The 22,025-nt window shown below is 71.1% G+C and carries 20 protein-coding genes; 12 read left to right on the top strand and 8 right to left on the bottom strand.

Translation table 11 applies throughout. The annotated features are described in order from the left end of the window. The 4 genes from ACWGKQ_RS39235 (at position 1) to ACWGKQ_RS39220 (ending at position 4,866) form a co-directional block, all read left to right on the top strand. On the top strand, positions 1-957 hold the full coding sequence (locus ACWGKQ_RS39235; protein ID WP_453296834.1) for a TIGR03564 family F420-dependent LLM class oxidoreductase: 957 nt from the start codon (positions 1-3) through the stop codon (positions 955-957). Further along, on the top strand, positions 954-2,015 hold the full coding sequence (locus tag ACWGKQ_RS39230) for a CaiB/BaiF CoA transferase family protein (RefSeq protein ID WP_453296833.1): 1,062 nt from the start codon (positions 954-956) through the stop codon (positions 2,013-2,015). Before ACWGKQ_RS39235 ends, ACWGKQ_RS39230 begins: the two co-directional genes overlap by 4 nt. 529 nt (positions 2,016-2,544) lie before the next feature. Beyond that, on the top strand, positions 2,545-3,828 hold the full coding sequence (locus tag ACWGKQ_RS39225) for a HEAT repeat domain-containing protein (protein WP_453296832.1): 1,284 nt from the start codon (positions 2,545-2,547) through the stop codon (positions 3,826-3,828). 474 nt (positions 3,829-4,302) lie between these two features. Further along, the gene (locus ACWGKQ_RS39220) at positions 4,303-4,866 is read left to right on the top strand and encodes a CGNR zinc finger domain-containing protein (protein ID WP_453296831.1); all 564 of its coding nucleotides are present in this window, start codon (positions 4,303-4,305) and stop codon (positions 4,864-4,866) included. 65 nt (positions 4,867-4,931) lie between these two features. Here the strand turns inward: ACWGKQ_RS39220 and ACWGKQ_RS39215 are convergent, their stop codons facing one another. The 3 genes from ACWGKQ_RS39215 to ACWGKQ_RS39205 form a co-directional block, all read right to left on the bottom strand. Then, on the bottom strand, positions 4,932-5,342 hold the full coding sequence (locus ACWGKQ_RS39215; protein ID WP_453296830.1) for a RidA family protein: 411 nt from the start codon (positions 5,340-5,342) through the stop codon (positions 4,932-4,934). Between the two features lie 80 nt (positions 5,343-5,422). Next, positions 5,423-6,631: a MalY/PatB family protein gene (locus tag ACWGKQ_RS39210; protein ID WP_453296829.1), complete on the bottom strand. Its 1,209-nt coding sequence runs from the start codon at positions 6,629-6,631 to the stop codon at positions 5,423-5,425. Beyond that, the gene (locus ACWGKQ_RS39205; RefSeq protein WP_453296828.1) at positions 6,628-7,095 is read right to left on the bottom strand and encodes a DinB family protein; all 468 of its coding nucleotides are present in this window, start codon (positions 7,093-7,095) and stop codon (positions 6,628-6,630) included. Before ACWGKQ_RS39205 ends, ACWGKQ_RS39210 begins: the two co-directional genes overlap by 4 nt. A gap of 532 nt (positions 7,096-7,627) precedes the next feature. Between ACWGKQ_RS39205 and ACWGKQ_RS39200 the strand changes: the two genes are divergently transcribed. Further along, positions 7,628-9,037 carry a purine-cytosine permease family protein gene (locus tag ACWGKQ_RS39200; protein ID WP_453296827.1) on the top strand — a complete coding sequence of 470 codons (1,410 nt, stop codon included), beginning with the start codon at positions 7,628-7,630 and terminating at the stop codon, positions 9,035-9,037. 122 nt (positions 9,038-9,159) lie between these two features. Here the strand turns inward: ACWGKQ_RS39200 and ACWGKQ_RS39195 are convergent, their stop codons facing one another. Then, a complete protein-coding gene (locus ACWGKQ_RS39195) occupies positions 9,160-10,293 on the bottom strand; it encodes an FAD-dependent oxidoreductase (protein WP_453296854.1) in 1,134 nt (377 codons plus the stop codon). Positions 10,294-10,556: 263 nt separating this feature from the next. Here ACWGKQ_RS39195 and ACWGKQ_RS39190 point away from each other — a divergent pair, with 263 nt between their 5' ends. Further along, complete coding sequence (locus tag ACWGKQ_RS39190) at positions 10,557-11,171, top strand: TetR/AcrR family transcriptional regulator (protein WP_453296826.1); 615 nt, start codon at positions 10,557-10,559, stop codon at positions 11,169-11,171. A gap of 81 nt (positions 11,172-11,252) precedes the next feature. Here the strand turns inward: ACWGKQ_RS39190 and ACWGKQ_RS39185 are convergent, their stop codons facing one another. Continuing rightward, entirely contained in the window at positions 11,253-12,020 is a 768-nt protein-coding gene (locus ACWGKQ_RS39185) for an SDR family NAD(P)-dependent oxidoreductase (protein ID WP_453296825.1), read from the bottom strand. A 47-nt stretch (positions 12,021-12,067) separates the two neighbouring features. Here ACWGKQ_RS39185 and ACWGKQ_RS39180 point away from each other — a divergent pair, with 47 nt between their 5' ends. From ACWGKQ_RS39180 to ACWGKQ_RS39170, 3 genes are all read left to right on the top strand, one after another. Further along, positions 12,068-12,661, top strand: a complete 594-nt coding sequence (locus ACWGKQ_RS39180; RefSeq protein ID WP_453296824.1) for a TetR/AcrR family transcriptional regulator — start codon at positions 12,068-12,070, stop codon at positions 12,659-12,661. Between the two features lie 73 nt (positions 12,662-12,734). Beyond that, positions 12,735-14,060 (top strand): acyl-CoA dehydrogenase family protein, encoded by a 1,326-nt coding sequence (locus ACWGKQ_RS39175; protein ID WP_453296823.1) that lies wholly within the window; start codon positions 12,735-12,737, stop codon positions 14,058-14,060. Further along, a complete protein-coding gene (locus ACWGKQ_RS39170; RefSeq protein ID WP_453296822.1) occupies positions 14,057-15,121 on the top strand; it encodes a phosphotransferase family protein in 1,065 nt (354 codons plus the stop codon). The genes ACWGKQ_RS39175 and ACWGKQ_RS39170 overlap by 4 nt, the downstream gene beginning before the upstream one ends. A 100-nt stretch (positions 15,122-15,221) precedes the next feature. On the opposite strand, the gene ACWGKQ_RS39165 is transcribed toward ACWGKQ_RS39170, so the two are convergent. Continuing rightward, the gene (locus ACWGKQ_RS39165; protein ID WP_453296853.1) at positions 15,222-15,989 is read right to left on the bottom strand and encodes an SDR family oxidoreductase; all 768 of its coding nucleotides are present in this window, start codon (positions 15,987-15,989) and stop codon (positions 15,222-15,224) included. Positions 15,990-16,043: 54 nt separating this feature from the next. Here ACWGKQ_RS39165 and ACWGKQ_RS39160 point away from each other — a divergent pair, with 54 nt between their 5' ends. Then, positions 16,044-17,474, top strand: a complete 1,431-nt coding sequence (locus ACWGKQ_RS39160; RefSeq protein WP_453296821.1) for a class I adenylate-forming enzyme family protein — start codon at positions 16,044-16,046, stop codon at positions 17,472-17,474. Continuing rightward, the gene (locus tag ACWGKQ_RS39155) at positions 17,467-18,597 is read left to right on the top strand and encodes a thiolase family protein (RefSeq protein WP_453296820.1); all 1,131 of its coding nucleotides are present in this window, start codon (positions 17,467-17,469) and stop codon (positions 18,595-18,597) included. Before ACWGKQ_RS39160 ends, ACWGKQ_RS39155 begins: the two co-directional genes overlap by 8 nt. Before the next feature lie 50 nt (positions 18,598-18,647). On the opposite strand, the gene ACWGKQ_RS39150 is transcribed toward ACWGKQ_RS39155, so the two are convergent. Continuing rightward, positions 18,648-19,523 carry an NAD(P)-dependent oxidoreductase gene (locus ACWGKQ_RS39150; protein ID WP_453296819.1) on the bottom strand — a complete coding sequence of 292 codons (876 nt, stop codon included), beginning with the start codon at positions 19,521-19,523 and terminating at the stop codon, positions 18,648-18,650. A gap of 146 nt (positions 19,524-19,669) precedes the next feature. On the opposite strand from ACWGKQ_RS39150, the gene ACWGKQ_RS39145 reads away from it, so the two are divergent. Continuing rightward, positions 19,670-20,068 carry a carboxymuconolactone decarboxylase family protein gene (locus ACWGKQ_RS39145; RefSeq protein ID WP_453296818.1) on the top strand — a complete coding sequence of 133 codons (399 nt, stop codon included), beginning with the start codon at positions 19,670-19,672 and terminating at the stop codon, positions 20,066-20,068. A 69-nt stretch (positions 20,069-20,137) separates the two neighbouring features. On the opposite strand, the gene ACWGKQ_RS39140 is transcribed toward ACWGKQ_RS39145, so the two are convergent. Further along, positions 20,138-21,862, bottom strand: coding sequence for a tannase/feruloyl esterase family alpha/beta hydrolase (locus ACWGKQ_RS39140; RefSeq protein ID WP_453296817.1), 1,725 nt, complete (start codon positions 21,860-21,862; stop codon positions 20,138-20,140). Between the last annotated feature and the right edge of the window lie 163 nt (positions 21,863-22,025).

Genomic DNA, 22,025 nt, shown 5'->3' with positions numbered 1-22,025 from the left:
ATGCGAGTCGGAGTGATGAGCGGTCCCGAGCGGGGCGACGCGGCGTACAAGGCGGCGCGCATGGTCGACGACGCCCGCTGGGCCGAGGACGCCGGGTTCGACACCGTGTGGGTGCCCCAGGTGCCCACCGACTTCGACGCCCTCACCGCCGTCTCCCTGATGGGACAGGCCACTTCGCGCATCGAACTGGGCACGGCGGTCGTCCCGGTGCACGCCCAGCACCCGGTGGCCCTGGCCCGGCAGGCGATGTCGGCCCACGCGGCGGCCGGAGGGCGGCTCGCCCTCGGGGTGGGCGCCTCGCACCACTGGATCGTCCGCGACATGCTCGGCGTCCCGTACGAGAAGCCGGCCGGGTACACCCGCGGCTACCTGGAAGTCCTCAACGCGGCTTTCGGCGGCGCGAGTTCGGTGGACGTCGAGAACGACGTCTTCCGCGTGCACAATCCGCTCACCCTCGCCCCGGTCGCCCCGCTGCCGGTCCTGGTCGCCGCCCTCGGCCCGGTGATGCTGCGCATCGCGGGGGAGTACACCGACGGCACCGTCCTGTGGATGGCGGACGAGAGGGCCGTGGCCGAGCACGTCGTGCCGACGATCACCAAGGCGGCCGAGGCGGCGGGCCGGCCGGCCCCACGCGTCGTGGCGGGCATCCCGGTCTGCCTCTGCGCGGCGCACGAGGTGGACGCGGCCCGGGAGCGTGCCAACCGGATCCTCGGTGAGGCCGAGATCTCACCGAACTACCAGCGGCTGCTGGACCACGGCGAGGCACGCGACGTCGGCGACCTGTGCGCGGCCGGCGACGAGGCGGCGATTGCGGCCCGCTTCCGGCGCTTCGCCGACGCGGGGGTGACCGACCTGTCCGTCCGCCTGCTGCCCATCGGTACCGGGCGGGACGAACTGGTCGCCTCCAAGCTCCGCACCCGGGACGCGGTCGCGGCCCTCGCCGCGGACTTCCGGTGACCGGGGGGCCGGGCCCGCTGGCGGCGCTGCGCGTCCTGGAGGTCGGCCACATCCTCGCCGGCCCCTACGCCACCATGCTGCTCGCCGACCTCGGGGCACAGGTCACCAAGGTGGAACCGCCCGACGGCGACCTGTCCCGGCAGGTGTCCGACGCCTACTTCGCCAGCCTCAACCGGGGCAAGCGCTCGGTCCGCCTGGACCTGACCACGCCCGGCGGACAGGACCGGCTGCACGACCTGGTGCGTGAGTCGGACGCCCTGCTCGTCAACCTCAAGCCGTCCGCCATCCGCCGCTTCGGTCTCACCTACGAGGCCCTGAAGTCGTTCAACGAACGCCTGGTGTGCGTAGCCCTCACCGGCTGGGGCATGGCGGCCGGCGACGAACCCGCCTTCGACTACGTCGTCCAGGCCGCCACCGGCATCGCCGCCCTCACCGGCGACCCGGACGGCCCGCCCCTGCTGCCCGGCTACTCCTCCGCCGACAACTCCGCCGGACTCGCCGCCGCGCTCGGCCTGCTGGCCCAGGTGGTCTCGGGCCGGGGCGGACAGATCGAGGTCTCCCTTCGGGACGTGATGCTCTCCCAGCTCAACTACCACGCCTCGGTCTGGCTGAACGACGGAGTCGCCCCCCGCCGCCTGGGCGGAGCGCACTCGTACTACGTCCCGGCCCAGCTCTTCCCGACCGCCGACGGTCACCTGGCCCTGTTCATCACCCACGACGGCTTCTGGCGCGCCTTCGCCGCCGAGGCCGGCATCGAAGGTTTCCCGACGATGGCCGAACGGGCGGCCCGCCGCGACGAGGTGATCGCCGCGGTGACCAAGGCACTGACCGCCGACACGGCCATCGGCTGGGAGGCCCGGCTGCGCCCGCTCCGCGTCCCCGCCGCGGCCGTCCGCACCCTTCCCGAGGCGCTGGCTCAGGCTCCGGACGCGGTGGTGGGCTCAGGCGGCCTCCGGCTGGTCGGCAGCCCGTTCCGGGTCACCGGCTACGAGCCGTCGTACGGGCCACCGCCGGGCCTGGGCGAACACGGCGACGCCGTACGGACGGACACCGCCTAGTACTCCAGTTGCAGTTCGCTATTCCTGCTGGTCAGGGGCGTGTTCGTGAGTGTACTCGGCTGATGTGCCGTCAGGGGGCGGTAGTTTGTGACTTCGGGTACGGGGGCCGTTGTGTTTGTCCTGCAAGATGATGTGCAGCCCGACGTCTGGTCGGCGGAACTGGAAGAGCCGCTGGTGCGGATCGGTCGCCGCTTCGGGCGGGTGGATCTTCGGCGGCGACCGGCCGGCGCCAACAGGCGGCGTCTGTGCTGTTGTCCGCGGTCGCCACACGATCTTCAGGAGTCCACACGGCCCTTGACGATCACGCGGTGGCCGCTGCAGGTCCAGCGGGTGTGACAGGCTGCTTCGGCCAGTGGGTTCCGCACAGGACGAAGCTCGGGATCGACCGCCGATCGTCTGCGGCCCGACGCCCGGATGTTCAGCCCGTGGCTCGGCCCCGGGGACGGCTTGACGGACTTGGCCGACGACGTTTCTCCCGGCCTGCGGCTGCTTGTGGGGCCGGTCATCGAGTGCAACAGGGGGGCGGGGCATGGGTGAGGACCCACTCATTACGGCGGTGCGGAGCGGGGACGAGGACGCGGTCAGAGTGCTGCTCGAGGACGGGGCGGATCCCGACGCCGTCGACGAGCAGGGCAGCCCCGCACTCTGCCTGGCTATCTCGGCATTCAACTGGACGATCGCCAGCTACCTGGTGGAAGGCGGCGCGGATCCGGACCGCCGACTGTCGGACGGGACCACACCCCGCCTGCGGGCCGTCGACAGCGGCTCCATCGGCCTCACCCACAGCCTGCTCGGTGAAGCGGCCCAGCTCAGTGAGGCCACCCGCGTGGAACTGCTGGCACGCGCCCGGCAGTGGCATGAGATGGGCCCGGTCGCCATGCTGCGGGAGCGAACCAACGCCTCGGACTCGGTCGAGCGGGTCCGGATCCGAGACAGGGAATGGTCCGCCGACTACCACGAGATCCGGCTCGGCGGAATGACCGTCCGCGACGGCCACACAGGGATCCTCACCCTCCTCGAGAAACGCTTCGGACTCCACCCGGGCATTGACGAGTTGGCCGCCCGCGCGTGCGCACTCGAGTACCCCGACTGGGAGCACGCCGCCTGGTGGGAGATCACCAGAACCCTTGCCCAGAGGCAGGACGATGAGACCTGGGAGGCTGCGACGGCACTGCGGGCTCACCCTGATCCCCTGCACCGCCGCTTCGGCGCGGAGGTCCTGATCTCCCTCAACCTCGGGGATCCCGTGTTGGACGCCCCGAGCCCGTTCGAACAGCGCACGCTCGAGTTCCTCCTCGGCTGGGCGGCGGAGGAGGAACACCCGGACGTCCTCGCCGAGACCCTCTCCGGCCTTGGCCAGCATGAAGATCCGAGGATCGAACCACTGGGGCTTTCCTTCCTCGCCCACTCCGCCCCACAGGTACGTGCGAGGGTTGTCTCGACCCTGAGAATCGTCGACTCGGAAAGGTCCGGGCGGAAGACGTTCACCTCCGAGGGACTGAACGCCCTCCTCGCACTGGCTCAGGACACCGACGCCTCCGTCCGCAACGTCGCCGCCTACCAGCTCGCACACAGCCTGAATCCGGAACCCGCCGTCGGGGACATCCTGGCCGGCCTGCTCGACGACGATGACCAGCAGACCCGCATCTGGGCCGTCCACGGGCTGGCCGAGCGGGACGATCCGCGCTGCGTCGACGGCGCCGGCCGGGTGGGGCCCGTCGACGATTACGAGGCCTGGTCCTGGATCCTTGGCGCGCCCGCACGGTACGAGGAGCGCCAGAGGGAACAGGGCGCGCCGGCCAGGGCCGAGTAGCGAATACGCGCCCCTACGTCTCACCGCATTCCCTCCGCGGTCACCCTTGGAGACGAGTCCGCCGCGGCGACTCGGTACGCGATGCGGCCGACCGCATGGTCGGGAAGTCGACCCGCCCACCAACTTGTCTGCGGACCCGACGACGACGCACCCGGTCATATCCGGCCCAGCGCGACACCACGAAGTCGCACTGGAGTACCAGGCCAGGGCGTGCCCCGCCGATCATGCCGGCCGCGCAGCGCGGGGGCTGTCCTGACGACGTCCGTCCCGTGAGGGCGGGGTACACCCGGCAACCTCTTCATGCGGTTATTTCTCTTGCGGACCTCACCTCCACCGGGAACGCCTCCACGGGGCCACGCACGTGGTTGGTGCAGGCAGGAGCGATTCGGAGGAGGATCTGCCTGGTCTCAGGATTCCCGCGATCCCTGTTTGAGGGCCCTGGACCGGGAAGCCGTCACCTGTCAATATGGGTACGTGGAAGAGTTCGTCTTTGTGAGTGGTCGGCTGTGCCTCGACCTGGCGGGCACCATGCTGTGGCGGCGCAGCCTTCGCACGGAACTGCTGGGTTCCCCGGACGACCTGCGGCGCTGGATCGGTTCGGCGGGCATCGTGGATGATCCCGGTTCCGTGGACTCCCGAGGGCTGGAGCGAGTTCGTCGTCTGCGTGAGGCGGTCTACCTGCTTGTCGGCCACTGGCCCCTGGACGGCGAGGCGGACCCCGCCGTCAAGGATGCGCTTGCGGAGGTGAACGAAGCGGCCCGGCTTCCGCTGCCGAGGCGTCAGCTCGACGAGTCGGGCCTGGCGACGCGGACCGGCGGTGTCGACGAGGTCCTCGGTGCGGTTGGCTGCGATGCCGTGGACCTGTTGGGTTCTCCCCAGTTCTCGCGGATGAGAGAGTGCGCCAACGACGATTGCACGCGCCTGTTCGTGGACTTGTCCCGTTCCGGCGCGCGGCGATGGTGCGGGATGGCCGAGTGCGGGAACAGGCAGAAGGCCGCCGCTTTCCGGATGCGGAAGAAGCAGCAGTCTGCGGTATGACCGGTGTCCGGGGATCGTCCTGATCCCTCGCCGGGCCGGCCGCGAGGCCGTGGGGTACGGCCCGTTCAGCGGTCGCCGCGCACCGCTAGCGCGTCGATCTCCACCAGCAGCCCTGCCGGAAGGCCGACGTAGACCGTGGTGCGAGCCGGCAGCGTCGTGCACCCGTGTGCGCTGAAGTACTCGCGGTAGGTGTCGTTGAACTCCGCGAAGTGGCCGGTATCGGTGAGATGGACGCGGATCATGAGGACGTCTTCCCATCCGGTTTCCCCCACGGTGAGGATCTCTCGCACGTTGTCGAGTGCCTGAAGGGTCTGGGCCCGCACCGACGCTCCGGCAGGTGCGGAGGCGTCCGGCGCGACCCCGACCTGGCCGGCCACCTGGAGCAGGGGTCCGATCGAGACGCCCGGCGAGAAGGGGCCGGCGGTCCTGGCTCGGGAATCGGGGACGAGGGCTGTTTTCGTTGCCGCACGGTTCATGGAGTGGGTTCCCTCCGGGGGGGGGGGTGGTGGTGGGCGGGCGCGAGGTCACCGGGCCGGTCGTTCGCGGCTCGCCGGGATCACACGTCGGCTGTGAGCGCGCGGGTGAGGCCGGCCAGGATGTCTTCCAGGACGGCGTGGGACGTCGCGAAGTTCAACCGCAGGAACCCGTCGGCGCCGGGTCCGAAGGGACGGCCGCCGTCCAGCAGAACGCCACCGGCCTTGCGTACCCACTCGACCGGAGGTTCGTCCGGTTCCTGCAGGCGGGCGTCGAACCAGGCCAGGTAGGTGGCCTCCGGCGTGTGATGGCGCAGGTGCGGCAGCTGTGTGCGCAGCACCTGCTGGACCCGGCGGCGATTGCGGTCCAGGACCGTCAGCAGGTCACGCTGCCATGCGTCTCCGTCCCGCCAGGCGGCCTCGGTGGCGACCACACCGAGCGGGGACACGGTGCCGTACAGGTCCGGCGGCTGCGCGTCCCGCAGTGCGAGAAGCCGGTCCGGGCCGTAATGGACGGCGGCGCAACGGATCGCGGCGAGGTTGAACGCCTTGGTGGCGGACGTCAGCGTCACGGTCCGGCGGGCCGCGTCGGGGGACAGGCTCGCGAAGGGGATGTGCCGGTGCGGGGCGTAGACCAGTTCGGCGTGGATCTCGTCGCTGATGACGAGCAGATCGTGGCGCCGGCTGATGGCCGCGAGCTCTTCCAGCTCCGCGCGGGTGAGGACGCGGCCCGTCGGGTTGTGCGGATTGACCAGCACCAGCACCTTGCAGCCCGACCGCGTCACCGCAGCGTCCAGGGCGGCGAAGTCCATCCGCCACCCTTCGTCCGTGTCCTGCATCGGGATGGGCACGGCGAGCCGTCCCATGGTCGACAACGTGGCGAGGAACGGAGGGTAGTTGGGCGTCTGGACGGCGACCGCATCGCCCGGGCCCGTCGCCAGGTGCAGGACGAGCTGGAGGCACTGGATCAGGTCGGTCTGCTCGCGCACCCGGTCCGCCTCCGCCGCCCATCCGTAGCGGTCGGCCATCCGTCGGGCGAAGGCGGCGCGCAGCGGGCTGCCGTCCGGCCAGTCCGGGTAACCGAGGTCGCGTCGCTCGACAGCGTCACGCAGCGCGTCGGTGACAGCCGGGGGGACGGGGAAGTCCATGTCGGCCACCCAGGCGGGCAGTACGTCCGGTCCCGGGCGATGCCACTTGGCACTGGTGCGGGCGCGCAGCCGGTCGAGGTCCAGGTCGTCGAAGCCGGGCAGCCGCAGCGACTCGGACGACCCGGCGTTCACGAGGAAGGTCATGAGGAGGTTCCCTGCTTGAGCAGATCGCGGGTGATCTGGATCTGGCCGTGGTGCTGGGCGAGTTCTTCGAGTACGTGGAGTTGGACGCCCTCCACACTCAGCGGGCGGTCCGGGCCCTCGAAGTCGGTGGGCGGTGTGTTGCGCGGCATCGACGCCGGGGTGACCGTGGCGAGGTCGGCCTCAAGCCGCTCGAACAACTCGTCCACCTGGCGGCGAAGTTGCCGTCCGTGCCCCGTGGCCGTGAACTCCGAAGCGCGGTCACGGTCGACCTCGCGCCCCGCGATGACGTGGCCGGTCCAGTAGTCGGCGACCGCAGCGCAGTGGTACGCGATCGCATAGATCGAGTTGGCCCCGGGGAGTGGCGGACTCGTGTTGCCCAGGTCGTCGCCCACGTCGTCCAGCACGCCGAGCATTCCGTCGAAGGCGCGACGCAGGAAGTACAGGTACTCGTTCTGATCTTGCACAGGAGGGGTTCCTCGTAGGTGGGGACGCGGCGGTGACCACATCCGCAGCGGGGATGCCGTGAATCAGGCGACTCGGTAACCGCATTACCCGGTTACTCATTCAGGGTGAGGTGTCGCAACATCACTTGTCAACAGGGAAGCTGTCTCGGGAGCGGTGCGGGCTCTGCCGCCGCAAGTAGGGGGTTGCTCTCCTGGTTCGGCAGGTCGGGGTGTGATCCGCGGATCCGGTCGTGGCGAAATGGACGGGTCATCTGCGTGCTTGAGCGTCGGGCATGCGAACCCTATTGACAGGTTATTTCTTGAGTGCCACGGTGAGCCATCGCCTGGAGCGGCAGAGCTCACCGCTCGTTCGCCGGCGCCGACAGGGCCGCCGCCACACGTGATCGCCGTCCCCGCACACCGCGCCGACACCGCGCGTGAACCGGGGTTCACACCCCCTCGAAGCGGCGGACCCCCGCACAGGAGGCACCGCCGAGCGGCGCCATGTGACCCGTCATGCCCCCAACCCACCACGGACCCACAGGACGACACCATGAACGAAAACCGTGCTCCGGCAGGCCCGACGAAGAGACCGCTCACCGAGCACCACGGAATCAGCTGGATCGACGACGGCCGCCGGCACGGCCGTGAGCGGGACCAGTTCTCGATACGCTTCGCGCCCGTCGTCTACCTGGCGCCGGTGGTGCTCGGCGGGGTGGGCATTCCGCTCGGCCTGGGACTGATCGGCAGTATCACCGCGATCGTCGTCGGCAACCTCCTCGGATCGCTGGCCACCGCTGCCTGCGCGGTGATGGGCCCGCGCCTGGGAATACCGCAGGTCACCATGGGGAGGGCCGCATTCGGCTACCGCGGGAACCGCATCCCCGCGTACCTCGGCATCCTGCTGTTCATCGGCTACTTCAGCCTCGGCACCGTGCTGGGCGCACGTTCGCTGGCGAACCTGACCGGGCTGCCGTACCCGCCCATGATCGTGGTGGTCGCCGGCCTGAGCGTGGTGATCGCCGTCTTCGGCTACGACACTCTGCAGGCCGTGGGTCAGTGGCTGACCCGCGTCAGCCTGGTGGTCTTCGGTACCGTGTCCGTCGCCGTGGTGCTGCACGGAACCGGGTCTGCCACCGCCTCGCACACCGCTGCGGGCCGCTACCTGACGACGTGGCTGCTGGTGTGCAGCGTCGTCTTCTCCTACACCGTCAGCTGGACCGTCTACGCCTCCGACTACTCGCGCTACCTCCCCGCGGACGGCCGCGCCAGGAGCATGTTCCTCTGGGCGTTCGGCGGGATCTTCACCTCTGCCACCTGGATGATGGTGCTGGGGGCCGCGCTGACCATGCTGGCGGGCGGTGATCCGCTCGCCGGGCTCGGCATCGTGCTGCCGGACCCGCTGCTGAAGACGGTGCTCGTCGTGCTGGTGATCGGTGCTCTCTCCCACAACGCCGTCAACCTCTACAGCGGCGCCATGGCAGGTCTGACGTGCGACCTCCCGCTGCGCCGCACCACCGTCGTCGTGGCCGGCGGAGCCGTCGGCTGCGTGCTGTCCGTGCTCCTGGGCGGTGCGGGCTTCCAGTCGCACTTCAACACCTTCCTGCTGATGGTGTCGTACTTCGTCATGCCCTGGCTGGCCATCCTGCTCATCGACTTCTACCGCACGCACCAGGGCGGCCGCAGGTACCCCGAGCCCACCGTGTTCCACGACAGGACGGGGCCGTACCGGGGCACACGCCCACGCGCGCTCCTGGCCTTCTTCCTGGGTATCGGGGCGTCGGTGCCCTTCATGGCGACCGACGCCTACACCGGGCCGATCGGCCACATGCTGGGCGGCGTCGACATCAGCTACGCAGCCTCCTTCGTCGTGGCCGCGGTGATCTACGAACTCCTCAGAAAGCCGCTCGCCACCACCGAGCCCGCGGCCGTCGACCCGGCTCGCATCCAGCAGATGAGCTGAACCACCGGCGCGTCAGCGATACCCGACGCCGGTGTGCGGACGGCCACGCTCCCTGCGGTGGCCGCCCGCACACCGGCGCCCGCAGCCTGTCTTCGTCCAGCTGACAGGCCTCCTCCGGAGGGTCAGTTGCTGCCGTCGGTGGCGAAGTCGGGCAGTTCGGTGGCCAGCAGCCCCTCGGCGCCGTTGTCGAGGAGCCGCTGCATTTCGGTGGAGCGGGGCAGCATGGTCTTTTCGTAGGTTTGGACAGCGTCGTCGATGATGTCGTGGCCGGCGATGGCGAGAGCGAGTTCGCAGGCGTCCAGCATGGCGAGGTTGACGCCGACGCCGAGCGGGGGCATGAGATGGGCGGCATCGCCCAGCAGGGTGACCGTGGGGTTGTGGTTCCAGGTGTGCGGGACGGGCAGGGCGTGGATGGGGCGGTCGACGTAGCAGCCGTCGTTGTCGGTGAGCAGTCGGCGCAGGCGGGGTGACCAGTCGCGGTAGCGGTCCAGGAGGAGGGTGCGGATGCGATCGGTGTCCTGGACCGTGAGGCCGGCCGCGGCGATCCAGTCGGCGGGGACGCGCTGGATGATGTAGACGCGGATGTGGTCGCCGCTGCTGCGCTGGGCGAACAGGGCGCGGTCGCCGTCGGCCGCCGCGGCTGAGCCCTGGCCGACGAGTTCGGCGATGTCGGGGTGCTGGTTCTCGACGTCGTGGAACCAGGCTTCGAGGAAGCTGACGCCGCAGTACCGGGGCGTGGCGGGGGAGACGGCCCGGCGGACCCTGGACCACGCGCCGTCGGCGCCGATGACGAGGTCGGCCTCGGTGACGGTGCCGTCGGTGAAGTGCAACTGCCGGGGGCCTTCTGCAGGGCCGTCGACGGCGCGCAGGGTGTGGCCCCAACGGACCGTGCCGGGCTTGAGTGAGCCCAGGAGGAGGTCGCGGAGCTGGCCGCGGTCGATCTCCGGCTTGAAGTGGTCGCCTTCTTCGGGAGTCCGGTGGAAGAGGAGGGTGCCTGCCGGGTCCATCTGGCGCATCTCCTGGCCCTCGGGACGGGCGAGCCGGAAGAAGTCCTCCAGGAGTCCGGCTTCGCGCAGGGCGATCTGGCCGTTGTCCTCGTGCAGGTCGAGGGTGCCGCCCTGGTCACGGTCGTGGGGGCCGGTTTCGTGGGTGTGGACGGCGGCGGTGATGCCGTGCCGCTGGAGGATGCGCGCGCAGGTCAGGCCGCCGGGGCCGGCGCCGATGATGGCGATGCGGGGGGTGGGGGCGGTGTTCATGGTCGTGCTCCGTTCGCGTTGCGCGTTGCGCGGTGCCGGGGTGCCGTGCGGGCAGGTGGGGCTGGACGGCGCGGGTAGCTGCCTGGCGAAGCCCAAGCCGACGCCGACGAGGATCATGTACAGGCTGGTCATCAGGTGTGAGGTGCGGTCACGACCCGGGCGGGTGCGGGTCAGCCGACCGCCACCCCAGAAAAACACAACAACCCAATAAGTGCAACGGATGCACTTTTGGAGCTGCATAACCGAGAGGTAGGCTCACGGGTATGCCGGACACAGACACCACCCCCGCCCCCGCGGCGCCGATGGGGCGCCGCGAGCGCAAGAAGGCCGCGACCCGCCAGGCCATCGCGGATGCCGCGCTGCGCCTGTTCCTCGAGCGTGGCTACGAGGCCGTCGGTATCCGCGAGATCGCCGACGCCGCCGACGTGTCCACCACCACCCTGTTCAAGCACTTCCCGGTCAAGGAGGCCCTCGTCTTCGACGAGGACGCAGACCAGGAAGCGCGCCTGCTCGCCGCCGTACGCGACCGGCCCCGCGGGCGGTCGATCCCTGCAGCCCTGTGTGAGCACGCGCTGCACCAGCGCATGGCCACCGCGGACGGCGACGCCCGGTTCGCCGCCTTCCTCGACCTGGTCGACAGCACCCCGGCCCTGCGCGACTACGGCCAGGCCATGTGGCTGCGCCACACCGACGCCCTGGCCCGGGTCATCGCCGAGGACTGCGGTCTGCCCGCGGGCGATCCCGCCTGCGCCGTCCTGGCCCACTTCGCCCTCGAGGCCCCGCGCGCCGCTCGCGGACACGGCGACCCCCGGCAGGCCGTCACCCGCGCCTTCGACCTCCTCGAAAGGGGGTGGTCCGCCCTCGCCGCCGACGGGTGAACACCGCTGCCGAACAGCACCGGCCGCCGCTGGCCGGCCTCGGGTCGGCATGCCGCGTGGGCGGCCGGACGCGCCCTGGGGTCACGGCATCCCGCCGTCCACCCGCAGCGTCGCCCCGCTGGTGTACGAGGACGCGTCCGACATCAGGTAGAGCGCGGCGCCCACGACCTCGCGTGGGTCCCCGATGCGTTGCAGCGCGTGCCCGCGGACTCCCTCGGCGAGCTGCTCCGGGTCCTGCTGCCAACCGCGGGTCGCCCACGTGTCGAACGGACCGCACATCAGCGTGTTGACCCGCACCGACGGGCCGAGCGCCTGCGCCAGCCCCTCGGTCACCGCGTTCAGCCCCGCCTTGGCGGCGGCGTACGGCACGATCGCAGGGCGCGGCCGGACCGAGCCGGTGGAACTGACGTTGACGATCGTGCCGCCTCCGGCCTCGGCCATCCGGGCCCCGGCCAGCACGGACAGCCGGAACGGGCCCTTGAGGTTGAGGCCCACCACCGCGTCGAACATCTTCTCCGTGACCTCGGTCAGGTCGTCGTAGACGGGAGACATCCCGGCGTTGTTGACCAGCGTGTCGAGCCTGCCGAAGCGTGCGTGGACGGCGTCGACCAGGCCGGGCAGCTCGTCCCAGCGGCCCACGTGAACGGCGTACGGGAGCGCCGTACGCCCCGTCTCCTTCTCGATCTCGGTGCTCACGGCGGCGCAGGCGTCGTACTTCCGGCTGGCGACGACGACGTCCGCGCCGCAGCGAGCCGCCCCGAACGCCATCGCCCGGCCCAGGCCCCGGCTGCCGCCGGTGACGAGGACCACCCGGCCGGAGAGGTCGAACAGCTCGTCCGCGTAGCCCATGCCTGCCTCCTGGAGCGTTCTCGAATATGAGAGTAGCGTTCTCCAGTGTGCAGAATAGCATTCGGGATCGTGATGCCGAGGCGTTGCTGGACGCCGGACTGGCCCTGATGGTGACGGGCGGCGGACGCCGGCCCCGCGTGGCCGACATCGTGGCCGCCGCGGGTCTGTCGAACGACGCCTTCTACCGCTCCTTCGCGAGCAAGGACGCCCTGGTCGAGGCCATCGTCGAGCGCGGCGCGCGCACCCTCGTCGGGTATGTCCGGCACCGGATCGCACGGGCGGCCGGACGCGGGCCGGAGGCCCGGCTGCGGGCCGGGCTGGAAGCGGTCGTACGGCAGGCCTCCGACGTGACGCTGGCCCGGCAGACCCGGGCGGTGCTGGCCAACGCGACCGGACACGCACCCCGGGCCTCGCATGTCACCGTCGCGCTGGTGGACGCCCTGGCCGCGCTGTTCGCCCAGCCCGCCGCCGAGTTGGGGGCGGGCGACCCGATGCGCTCCGCCCGGACCGCGGCGGGCGCGGTCGTCGCGGCGCTGCAGTACTGGCTGTTCACCGAGGAGGTGCCGGGGCGCGCCGAGACGGAGCATCTGGTCGGCTTCCTGCTCGCGGGAGTGTGCGCCCCGGATCCGCGCAGAGGGTGAGTCCTGTTGCTGGACGACGAGAATGTCGTTCTGTTAATTTCAGAACGGCATTCTGACGGAAGGTGGATGCGTCATGTGGGACTTCAGTACCGACGCCGCGTTCCAGGAGAGGCTCGACTGGGCCGCGCGCTTCGTCCGTGAGGAGATCGAGCCGCTCGACGTGCTGTTCCCGGGCAACGCCGAGCCGTACGACCGGGAGAGCGAGGTCTTCCGGGAAGTGGTCCGCCCGTTGCAGCGGCAGGTGCGTGAACAGGGGCTGTGGGCCGCCCATCTGCCGCCCTCGCTCGGCGGCATGGGCATGGGCCAGGTGAACCTCGGCCTGCTCAACGAGATACTCGGGCGCTCCAGTTGGGCGCCGATGGTGTTCGGCACCCAGGCCCCCGACTCCGGGAACGCGGAGATCCTCGCCCACTACGCCACCGAGGAGCAGCGCAAGGAGTATCTGGAGCCGCTGCTCGACGGACGGATCGTCTCCACCTTCGCGATGACCGAGCCGACCGGCGGCGCGGACCCGGGCGGCTTCACCTGCCGTGCCGTACGGGACGGTGCGGAATGGGTGATCAACGGCGAGAAGTGGTTCGCCTCCAACTACCCCCACGCCGCGTTCGTCATCGCCATGGTGGTCACGGATCCCGACGTGCCCGTGCACAAGGGCGCCTCCATGATCCTGATCCCGGCCGGCACGCCCGGCATGGAGATGGTGCGCGGCACGGGCATGGCCGGCGAGCCGCTCGGCGAGGGCGTCCACGCCTATCTGCGGTTCACCGACTGCCGCGTGCCCGCCGCGAACCTGCTCGGCGAGCCCGGCTCCGGCTTCCTCATCGCACAGACCCGCCTCGGCGGCGGCCGTCTGCACCACGCGATGCGGTCGGTCGGCCAGTGCCGGCGCGCCCTGGAGATGATGACCGAACGGATCGCCTCCCGGCGCACCCGCGGCGGCCCGCTCTCCGACCAGCAGGCTGTCCGCCACCAACTGGCCGACACCTGGGTGCAGATCGAGCAGTTCCGCCTCCAGGTCCTGCACGCCGCCTGGCAGACGGACCGGGCGGCCGACACCGGCGACCCGGCCGACGCGCGCCGCGCCCGGCTGCACGTCTCCGGTGTCAAGGTCGCCACCCCCAAGGTCCTCGTCGACGTCGCCTACCGGGCCCTGCACCTGCACGGCGCGCTCGGCGTCTCCAACGAGCTGCCCCTGGCCAAGATGTGGCATTCCGGTCCCACCCTCGGCATCGCCGACGGCCCCACTGAGGCCCACCAGGACGTCATAGCCCGGCTGTTGCTCAAGGACGCCACCCCGGCCGAGGACCCGCTCTTCGGCTCCGCGCACCTGCCCACCCGACTGGCCGCGGCGCGCGAGAAATACGCGGACCGCCTGAAGGAGACGGCGGTGACCTGGTGAGCTCCCAGGCGGCGCACGGCGCCGACAGCACACTCCCGGACCTCGACCGCCTCAACGCCTGGCCCGGCCTCACCGGCCTGCCCGGCGACGGTCCCGTCACCGCGCTCGACCCCCTCACCGGCGGGGCGCAGAACCTCCTGTTCACCCTCCGCAGGGCCGACGGCACCGAACTCGTCCTGCGCCGCCCCGGCCGGCACCTGCGGGCCGGCGCCTCCGACGCCTTCCGCCGTGAGGGCCGCGTCCTGGGTGCCCTTGCCGCCACCGACGTACCGCACCCGCATCTGCACGCGAGCGTCCAGGACGAGTCGGTGCTCGGCGCGCCCTTCTCGGTCCTGGAGAAGATCGACGGCTTCATGCCCCGGGGGCAGCTCCCCGGCCGGTACGCCGACGACCCGGAGTGGCGGCGCGCGGTCGCCTTCGCCCTCGTCGACGGCGCCGCGCGGCTGGCGGCCGTGGACCCCGGCGCGCACGGCCTCGCCGACCTGGGGCGTCCGGAGGGCTGGCTGGAGCGGCAGACCCCCAAGTACCTGAAGATGCTGCACGGTTACCGATCCGACCCCGCCTACCTGGAGAGCGAGAACCCGCACGTCGACACCGTCGCGGACTGGCTGGTCGCGCATGCCCCGAAACAGGGCGCGACCGGGATCGTCCACGGGGACCTGCAGTTCGCCAACGTCATGTTCGCGCACGACGCGCCACGCCTCGCCGCCATCGTGGACTGGGAGATGGCCTCCCTGGGCGACCCGCTCCTCGACCTGGCCTGGATCCTCACCGCCTGGCGCGAGCCCGGCGACCCACCCGGCAGCGACCCCCAACTCCAGCCCTGGGACGGCATACCCTCCCGCGCCGAGCTCGTCGCGTACTACGCCGAACGGACCGGCCGGGACGTGTCCGCGTTCCGCTGGTACCAGGTGCTGGCCTGTTTCCGGCTTGCCGCGCTTCTGGAGGGCAGCCATTCGCGTGCGCTGGCGGGGAAACTGAACCGAAAGATGGGGGACGCGTTTCACGCGTATGCCGGGTGGCTGTGGGAGAAGGCGCGCATGGAGATGGCGGGCGACTGATGTAGTTCGTCCGCGGCGTCGTCGTGGCTGGTCGCGCCCACGCGGCGGCAGCCGCACATCGATACGGCCCCGCGCCCCTTACGGGGCGCTGGAGTGCAAGTTACTTAGGAGGGAACCGCAACGCCCCGTCCAAGCGGACCACTTCGCCGTTGAGGTAGCCGTTCTCGCACAGGTGCTGGACCAGGGCCGCGAACTCCTCCGGGCGCCCCATCCGGCGGGGGTGGGGTACCTGCGGTCCCCAGTACGCCTCCAGTTGGTCGGCGGCCTTGCCGTACGCGGGCGTGAGGACGGTGCCGGGCGCGATCGACACCACCCGGATGCCGAGCGGCGACAGATCGCGGGCGGCCACCAGGGTCATCGCGCTCACCCCGCCCTTCGCGGCGGCGTAGGGGAGCTGGCCGATCTGGCCCTCGTACGCCGCGATCGACGACGTCGTCACGATCACACCGCGTTCGCCGTCCTCCCCGGCGGGCGCGGTGCGGGCGATCGCCGCGGCGGCCAGGCGCAGGACGTTGAACACACCCGTCAGATAGACGTCGACCGTGGCCCGGAAGGCGGCGAGGCCCAGCGGCGACCCGTCCCTGCCGACCAGCCGCCCGCCGGCCGCCGGCCCGCCGTGGCAGTCCACCGCGGTACGGAACTCGCCCTCCTCCGCGGCCACTTCGACCGCCGCCGCCACCGAGTCCTCGTCGGTGGCGTCCGTACGGACGTACCGCACCCCCAGCTCCTCCTGAAGGGCCTTGCCCTTGTCGTCGGCCAGGTCGGCGACCACGACCCGCACCCCCGCCGCGTGCAGCCGCCGTACCGTCGCCTCGCCCAGCCCGCCCGCGCCGCCGACCACCAGGGCCGAGGAACCCTCGATGAGCATCGTCATTCCCCTCTCTTGCTAGTGAGCCTCTGAGTGTATGAGAATGCCATTCTCATGAACATAGCCGTGATCCTGGAAATGGCCGCCTCCGCGGGGGACCGGCCGGCCGTCACCGAGGGCGGCCGTTCGCTCTCCGCCGCCGAACTCCAGCGCCTCGCGCGTCATGCGGCCGCCCGCTTCCGCGACCGCCCCGCGGTCCTGTACCTGGGCGCGAACCACCTGGCCTACCCGGTCGCACTGTTCGGCGCCGCCCTGGCCGGAGCCCCCTTCGTCCCTGTCAACTACCGGCTGGGAGATGAGCAGTTGGCGGCTCTTCTGGAGCGCCACCCGGGTGCCGCCGTACTCCGTCCGGACGACCTCGACGCGCTCCTCGACCCCTCCGGCGAAGCCGAGTGGCGGCCGACGCCCGACGACCGGGACGCCACCGCCGTCATCCTCTACACCAGCGGCACCACCTCCGCGCCCAAGGCGGCACTGCTGCGCCACCGCCACCTGCTCGCCTACGTCTTCAACACGCAGGACTTCGGCTCGGCGGGCGCGGACGACGCGACCCTGGTGGCCCTCCCGCCGTACCACGTGGCGGGGTTGATGAACCTGCTGACGAACCTCTACGCGGGCCGCCGGATCGTCTACCAGACCTCCTTCGAGGCGGCGGACTGGCTGGCCACGGTGCGCGGCGAGCGTGTCACCCACGCCATGCTGGTGCCGACCATGCTCGCCCGCATCACCGCCGAACTCGGCGAGAACCGGGCCGAGACGCCCACCCTGCGCAGCCTCGCCTACGGCGGGGCACGCACCCCGCGCCCGGTGGTGGAGCGGGCGCTGCGGCAGTTCCCGGAGACCGGCTTCGTCAACGCGTACGGTCTCACGGAGACCGCGTCCTCCATCTGCGTCCTCGGTCCCGACGACCACTGGCAGGCGCTGGTCTCCGAGGATCCGGCCGTACGGGCCAGGCTCGGCTCGGTCGGCCGCCCGCTGCCCGGGATCGAGGTCGAGATCCGGGACGAGGACGGCAAGGTGCTGGAACGAGGAGCGACAGGGCTCGTCTTCGTACGCGGCGAGCAGATCTCGGGCGAGTACGCCGGCGCCCGGGCACTCGACGGCCAGGGCTGGTTCGCCACCCGTGACCGGGGCCGGCTGGACGACGGTGGCTACCTGTTCGTCGAGGGCCGTGCCGACGACACGATCATCCGCGGCGGCGAGAACATCGCCCCCGCCGAGATCGAGGACGTACTCCTCCGGTACCCGGGGATACGAGAGGCCGCCGTACTCGGTATCGCCGACCCGGAGTGGGGGCAGCGGCTGGTGGCCGTCCTCGTCGGCTCCGGAGACCCCGAGGACATCCGGGCCTTCGCCCGCCGCCACCTGCGTTCCTCGAAGACGCCCGACACCGTCGTCTTCCGCCCGGAACTGCCCCGCACCCCCACCGGCAAGCTGCTGCGCCGCACCCTCGTCACCGAACTGGAGGAGACCGCCGATGCCTGAGGCCGTTCTCGTCACCGCCCTGCGCACGCCGATCGGCACCGCGTTCAAGGGCACTCTGCGCGGCACCACCGCCTACGAACTGGCCGACCGTATCGTCGCGGCGGTCGCGGAGGGGCTGGACCCCGACCTCGTCGACGATGTGGTACTCGCCGAGTCGCACTACGGCGGCGGAGTCGTCGCCCGCCACGCGGCCCTCACCGCCGGGTTGCCTCGCGTTCCCGGCCTGGCGCTGAACCGGCACTGCGCCGCCGGACTCGCCGCCGTCCAGACCGCGGCGGCCTCGATCAGGTCCGGCATGGACCGCCTCGTCCTCGCCGGCGGCGTCAACTCCACGTCCACAGCGCCCAAGTTGTCCTTCCAGGACACCGAGCGCTGGGTGCCGCCCACCCACCCGGACCGCCCGGACGCGCCCAACCTCGACATGTCGATCACGGTGGGCTGGAACACGGCCGTGCAGGAGGGCATCGGGCGCGAGGAGATGGACGCGTGGGCGCTGCGGTCACACCGCAACGCCGTACGCGCCCTGGACGAGGGCCGTTTCAAGGACGAGACGGTGCCCGTCGAGACGCCGTATGGTCTCTTCCAGGCCGACGAGCACCCGCGTCGGAACACCAGCGCCGAGCGGCTGGCCGCGCTCAAGCCGCTGCACCCGGAGATCGAGGGCTTCTCCATCACCGCGGGGAACGCCTGCGGTGCCAACGACGCGGCGGCCGCCGTGGTGGTCGCCGACGAGCGGCTCGGGCTGCCCGCGCTGGCCCGGGTGCGCTCCTGGGCCTCCGTGGCCCTGGACCCGGCCGAGACCGGGCTCACCCCCGTGCACGCCATCCCCAAGGCGCTTCAGCGGGCCGGGATGTCGCTCCCGGACGTCGACCTCTTCGAGATCAACGAGGCCTTCGCCGTCGTACCCGTCGCCGTGATCCGTCGCCTCGGCCTCGACCCGGACACGGTGAACGTCAGCGGCAGCGGTTGTTCCCTGGGCCACCCCGTGGCCGCGACCGGTGCACGCATGGTTGTCACCCTGGTCCACGAACTGCGCCGCCGGGGCGGGGGAGTCGGCGTGGCCGCGATGTGCGCGGGCGGCGGCATGGGCTCCGCCCTGGTCCTGGAGGTGCCCGCGCCCTGATCCTGCCGGGGCCCTCACCGACGAGCCGTCCGTCCGTGAGCCGGCCCCGGTCAGTCCCGGTGGCGGCTTGGACCGCTGTCGTAGTCACCCGCCAGCACGGCGCCCATGCGCGGCAGCACGACATCGGCGAGCGGGGTGCGCACGCCTGTGTCCCGGCCCAGTTCCTGTGCGGCCGCGAGGTCTTTGCGGGCCAGCGCCTCGATGTAGTCGGCCTGTGCGCGGATGGTGCCCGCGGCGTCGAGGTGGTCGTGCAGGAGGAACAACTGGGAGGTGCCGCCGGCCACCGCCGACTCCAGCACCTCGATCAGCTTCCGTGGGTCGACGCCTCCTCGTACGGCAAGCTGTACGGCCTCCCGCACCACCGCCCAGCTCGCATAGGTCACGACATTGCGGGCGATCTTGGTGACCATGCCGGAACCCACCGGGCCGCAGTGCACCACTGCCTTGGAGAAGGACTCCAGCACCGGCCGCGCCCGGTCGACCACCTCCTCGGGCCCGCCGACCATCGTCACCAGCAGTCCGTCGCCCGCCTGGGTCACACCGCAGTCGAGCAGGGTGACACCGCGCCCCTCGGCCAGCTCGGTGAACTCCCGCACAGCGGACAGCGCCACCGTGGACAGCAGTACGATGACCAGCCCCGCTCTGGCCGCGCTCAGCAGCCCCCGCTCACCCGCCAGGACCTCACGGACCTGTCCGGCATCCACCACGGCCACCAGGACCACGTCACTGGCGCGCGCCACGTCGGCGGGCGAGGCAAGCACCGGACCCACGCCGTCCAGGGAATCGGCCGCATCCGGACGGACATCGAAGACCGACAGAGGCAGCCCAGCCCGGGCGATGTTCCTCGCCACCCCTGAGCCGATCATGCCCAGCCCGATGACACCGGCCGTGATCGTCTGCCGGGGAACCGCACGCGACTGTGCCATCACTGAAGCCCCTTCATCCCTGGTCGGCCAACGGTAGGCAGCGGGTGCCTGCCGCCGGGGTCGCTGTCCCTCTCAGCGGGACACCCGCTGGGGCGCCGAAGCCGCCCAGAACTACCGTGCACGGGCCGACATGGAGGAGTGCGCAGATGACGACGAACGGCGACGAGCGGTGGAACCGCGGGACCCAAGCCATGGACGCCGTCTACGGAGAGGGATTCTCGGCGACGTACTACCCGGTTCCCCGAGAGATGCCCTACCACCGAGAGACGGTGGATCATCTCTTCGGCGACATCTGGTCGCGCCCCGGCCTGTCGGTGCGCGACCGCAGACTCCTGGTGATCGGCGTGACCGCGGCCCTCGGCCGCGGCGACCTGATCCGCATCCAGGCCCTCGGGGCACTGCGCAACGGCGAACTGAGCCCGGAAGAACTGCGTGAGGGGGTACTCCAGCTGGCCTTCTACACCGGGTGGGGCAACGCCACCAGCGTGGACCGGGGCATCGAGGACGCCATCGCCGATCACGAGAAGGAACGGGCCCGGGAGTAGACACGCTCCCGGGCACCAGCACACTTGGATCGCCGGTCCGACAGACGCCTGACCATGGGGATCCAGGGGTCAGTTCTTGCCCTTGGTGACGACCCACTTGCGGCCCACCCAGTTGCCGACCGTCTCGTAGCCGGAGCGGAAGGAGCCGAGCCAGTCGAGCTTGAGCCCGGCCTCGGCGGTGGACTTGACGGGGGTGTAGCTGCTCGCGTCGGTGGCCGAGCCGCCCGTGGTGTTCTCGGCGTAGTACGGGAAGGGGTAGACGGGACGGGAGGCGGTGGTGTTCCCGCTGCTGTCGACCGACCTGGTCGTCAGGCTGTCGGGGGCGTCGCCCTTGGTGACCCAGTCGGTGATCGCGGTCAGCGCGTCGAAGGTGTCCGGACCCTGGCCGCCGCCGCAGTGCGCGACGCCGGGCAGCAGGAACAGCCGGGCGAAGGTCTCGGTGGCCGCCTCGCCGCCCATCACCTTCTCAACCGCCTTGTAGTAGGCCATCGTTCCCACGGCCGGGATGTGCTGGTCGCCCAGTCCGTGCCAGAGGATGAGCTTGCCGCCGGCCTTCTTGAACGCGGTGAGGTCCGGGTCGGTGGCGTCGTACATGCCCTCGTTGGGCCCCATGACCTTCTTGTAGTAGGCGGCCGTGAACTTGATGTCCTTGTACGTCAGGGCCGGTTGGGGGCTGGCGAAGATCTGGTAACGCAGGGTCTCCCGGACGAAGCTGATGTCGCCGCTGGCGCCGGTCGCGGTGGCCGGGGTGATGATGCCGGCCCAGTTCAGCTCGGAGCCGCGCAACTGGTAGCCCGGGTAGAGGAGTCGGCCGTGCTCGTCGGTGGGTCCGGCGTAGATGCGGCGCAGCGTGGTGACCTGGTCGGCGGTCAGGCAGTAGGCGTCGGACGTCGAGGTCTGGCCGGTCTTGCACTGGATGGTGCCGGGGTCCCAGGTGCAGCTCAGCGGGTCGGCGATGATGCCGTCGGCGGGGGCGCCGCAGCCCTTGAGGACTGCCTTGTGGAGGTCGGCGAGGTCGGCGTTGGTGAGGGTGGCCGGGCCGCCGTCGAGGTACACGGACTGGGCGGTCCAGGCGTGCGAGAAGGTGTTCAGCGCGGTGAAGTTGTTGGCCGGGGCGCCGGCGATGATGCCGTCGAAGTCGGCCGGGTAGCGCTGTGCCTCGGTCAGGCCCTGGTGGCCGCCCTGGGAGCAGCCGTCGAAGTAGGAGTGGGTGGCCGCCTGCCCGTAGTACTGCTTGATGATCGCCCTGGCCGCCTGGACCAGTTCGTGGTCGGACTTGTAGCCGAAGTCGGCGCTCAGGGTCGGGTCGGTGGAGAAGAGGCCGCCGCCCACTTGGTGACCCTCGTCGCTGGAGGCGACGGCGAAGGCGCCGGTGGTCAGCGGAACGCAGCCGGCGGAGGCGGGGGCGTTGGTGACGGTGGCGCCGCCGCACAGGCCGCCGCAGCCGAGCTGGAGGTAGTCGGCCTGCCAGCCGGTCTCGGGCAGCTTGATCTCGAAGTGCAGCTGAGGGGCGATCACGCCCTTCACGTCGCAGGCCGCCCAGTTGCCGAACGTGTTGCTGCTCGCCGCCAGTTCGGTGGCCGAGGTGATCTCGAAAGGCACACCGGGGACGGCACTGGCCAGGTCAAGGCCCGCCACGCCCGCGCAGGACATGGCCGGTGCGATCCCGGAGGCCGTGCCGCTCGCGGCGAGTGCGGTCGCGGAAGCGGGCGTCTGCGCGCTGCCGGTCTGCGCGTTGGCGAGAGCGAAGCCCGCCCCGGTCACGAGTGCGAGCGCGGCTGCCAGGGTGGCCATGAAGGAGGCCGACGTCCTTCGACACCAGGGGGAGAGCATGGACATGCTCGATCTCCGTTCGGTTGCTGAGTCAGCGCGAGTGACGGTCGGACCGAGGTGCGCGGCGACCCGGTCGATACGCCTGGCCCGGCGCACGCCTCTGCTGGGCGCAGCCCCCGGCCCT

This window comes from Streptomyces sp. NPDC054770, assembly GCF_053611985.1.
Note: the sequence above shows the minus strand (reverse complement) of the source record. Positions and strands in the feature narration are given on the sequence as shown.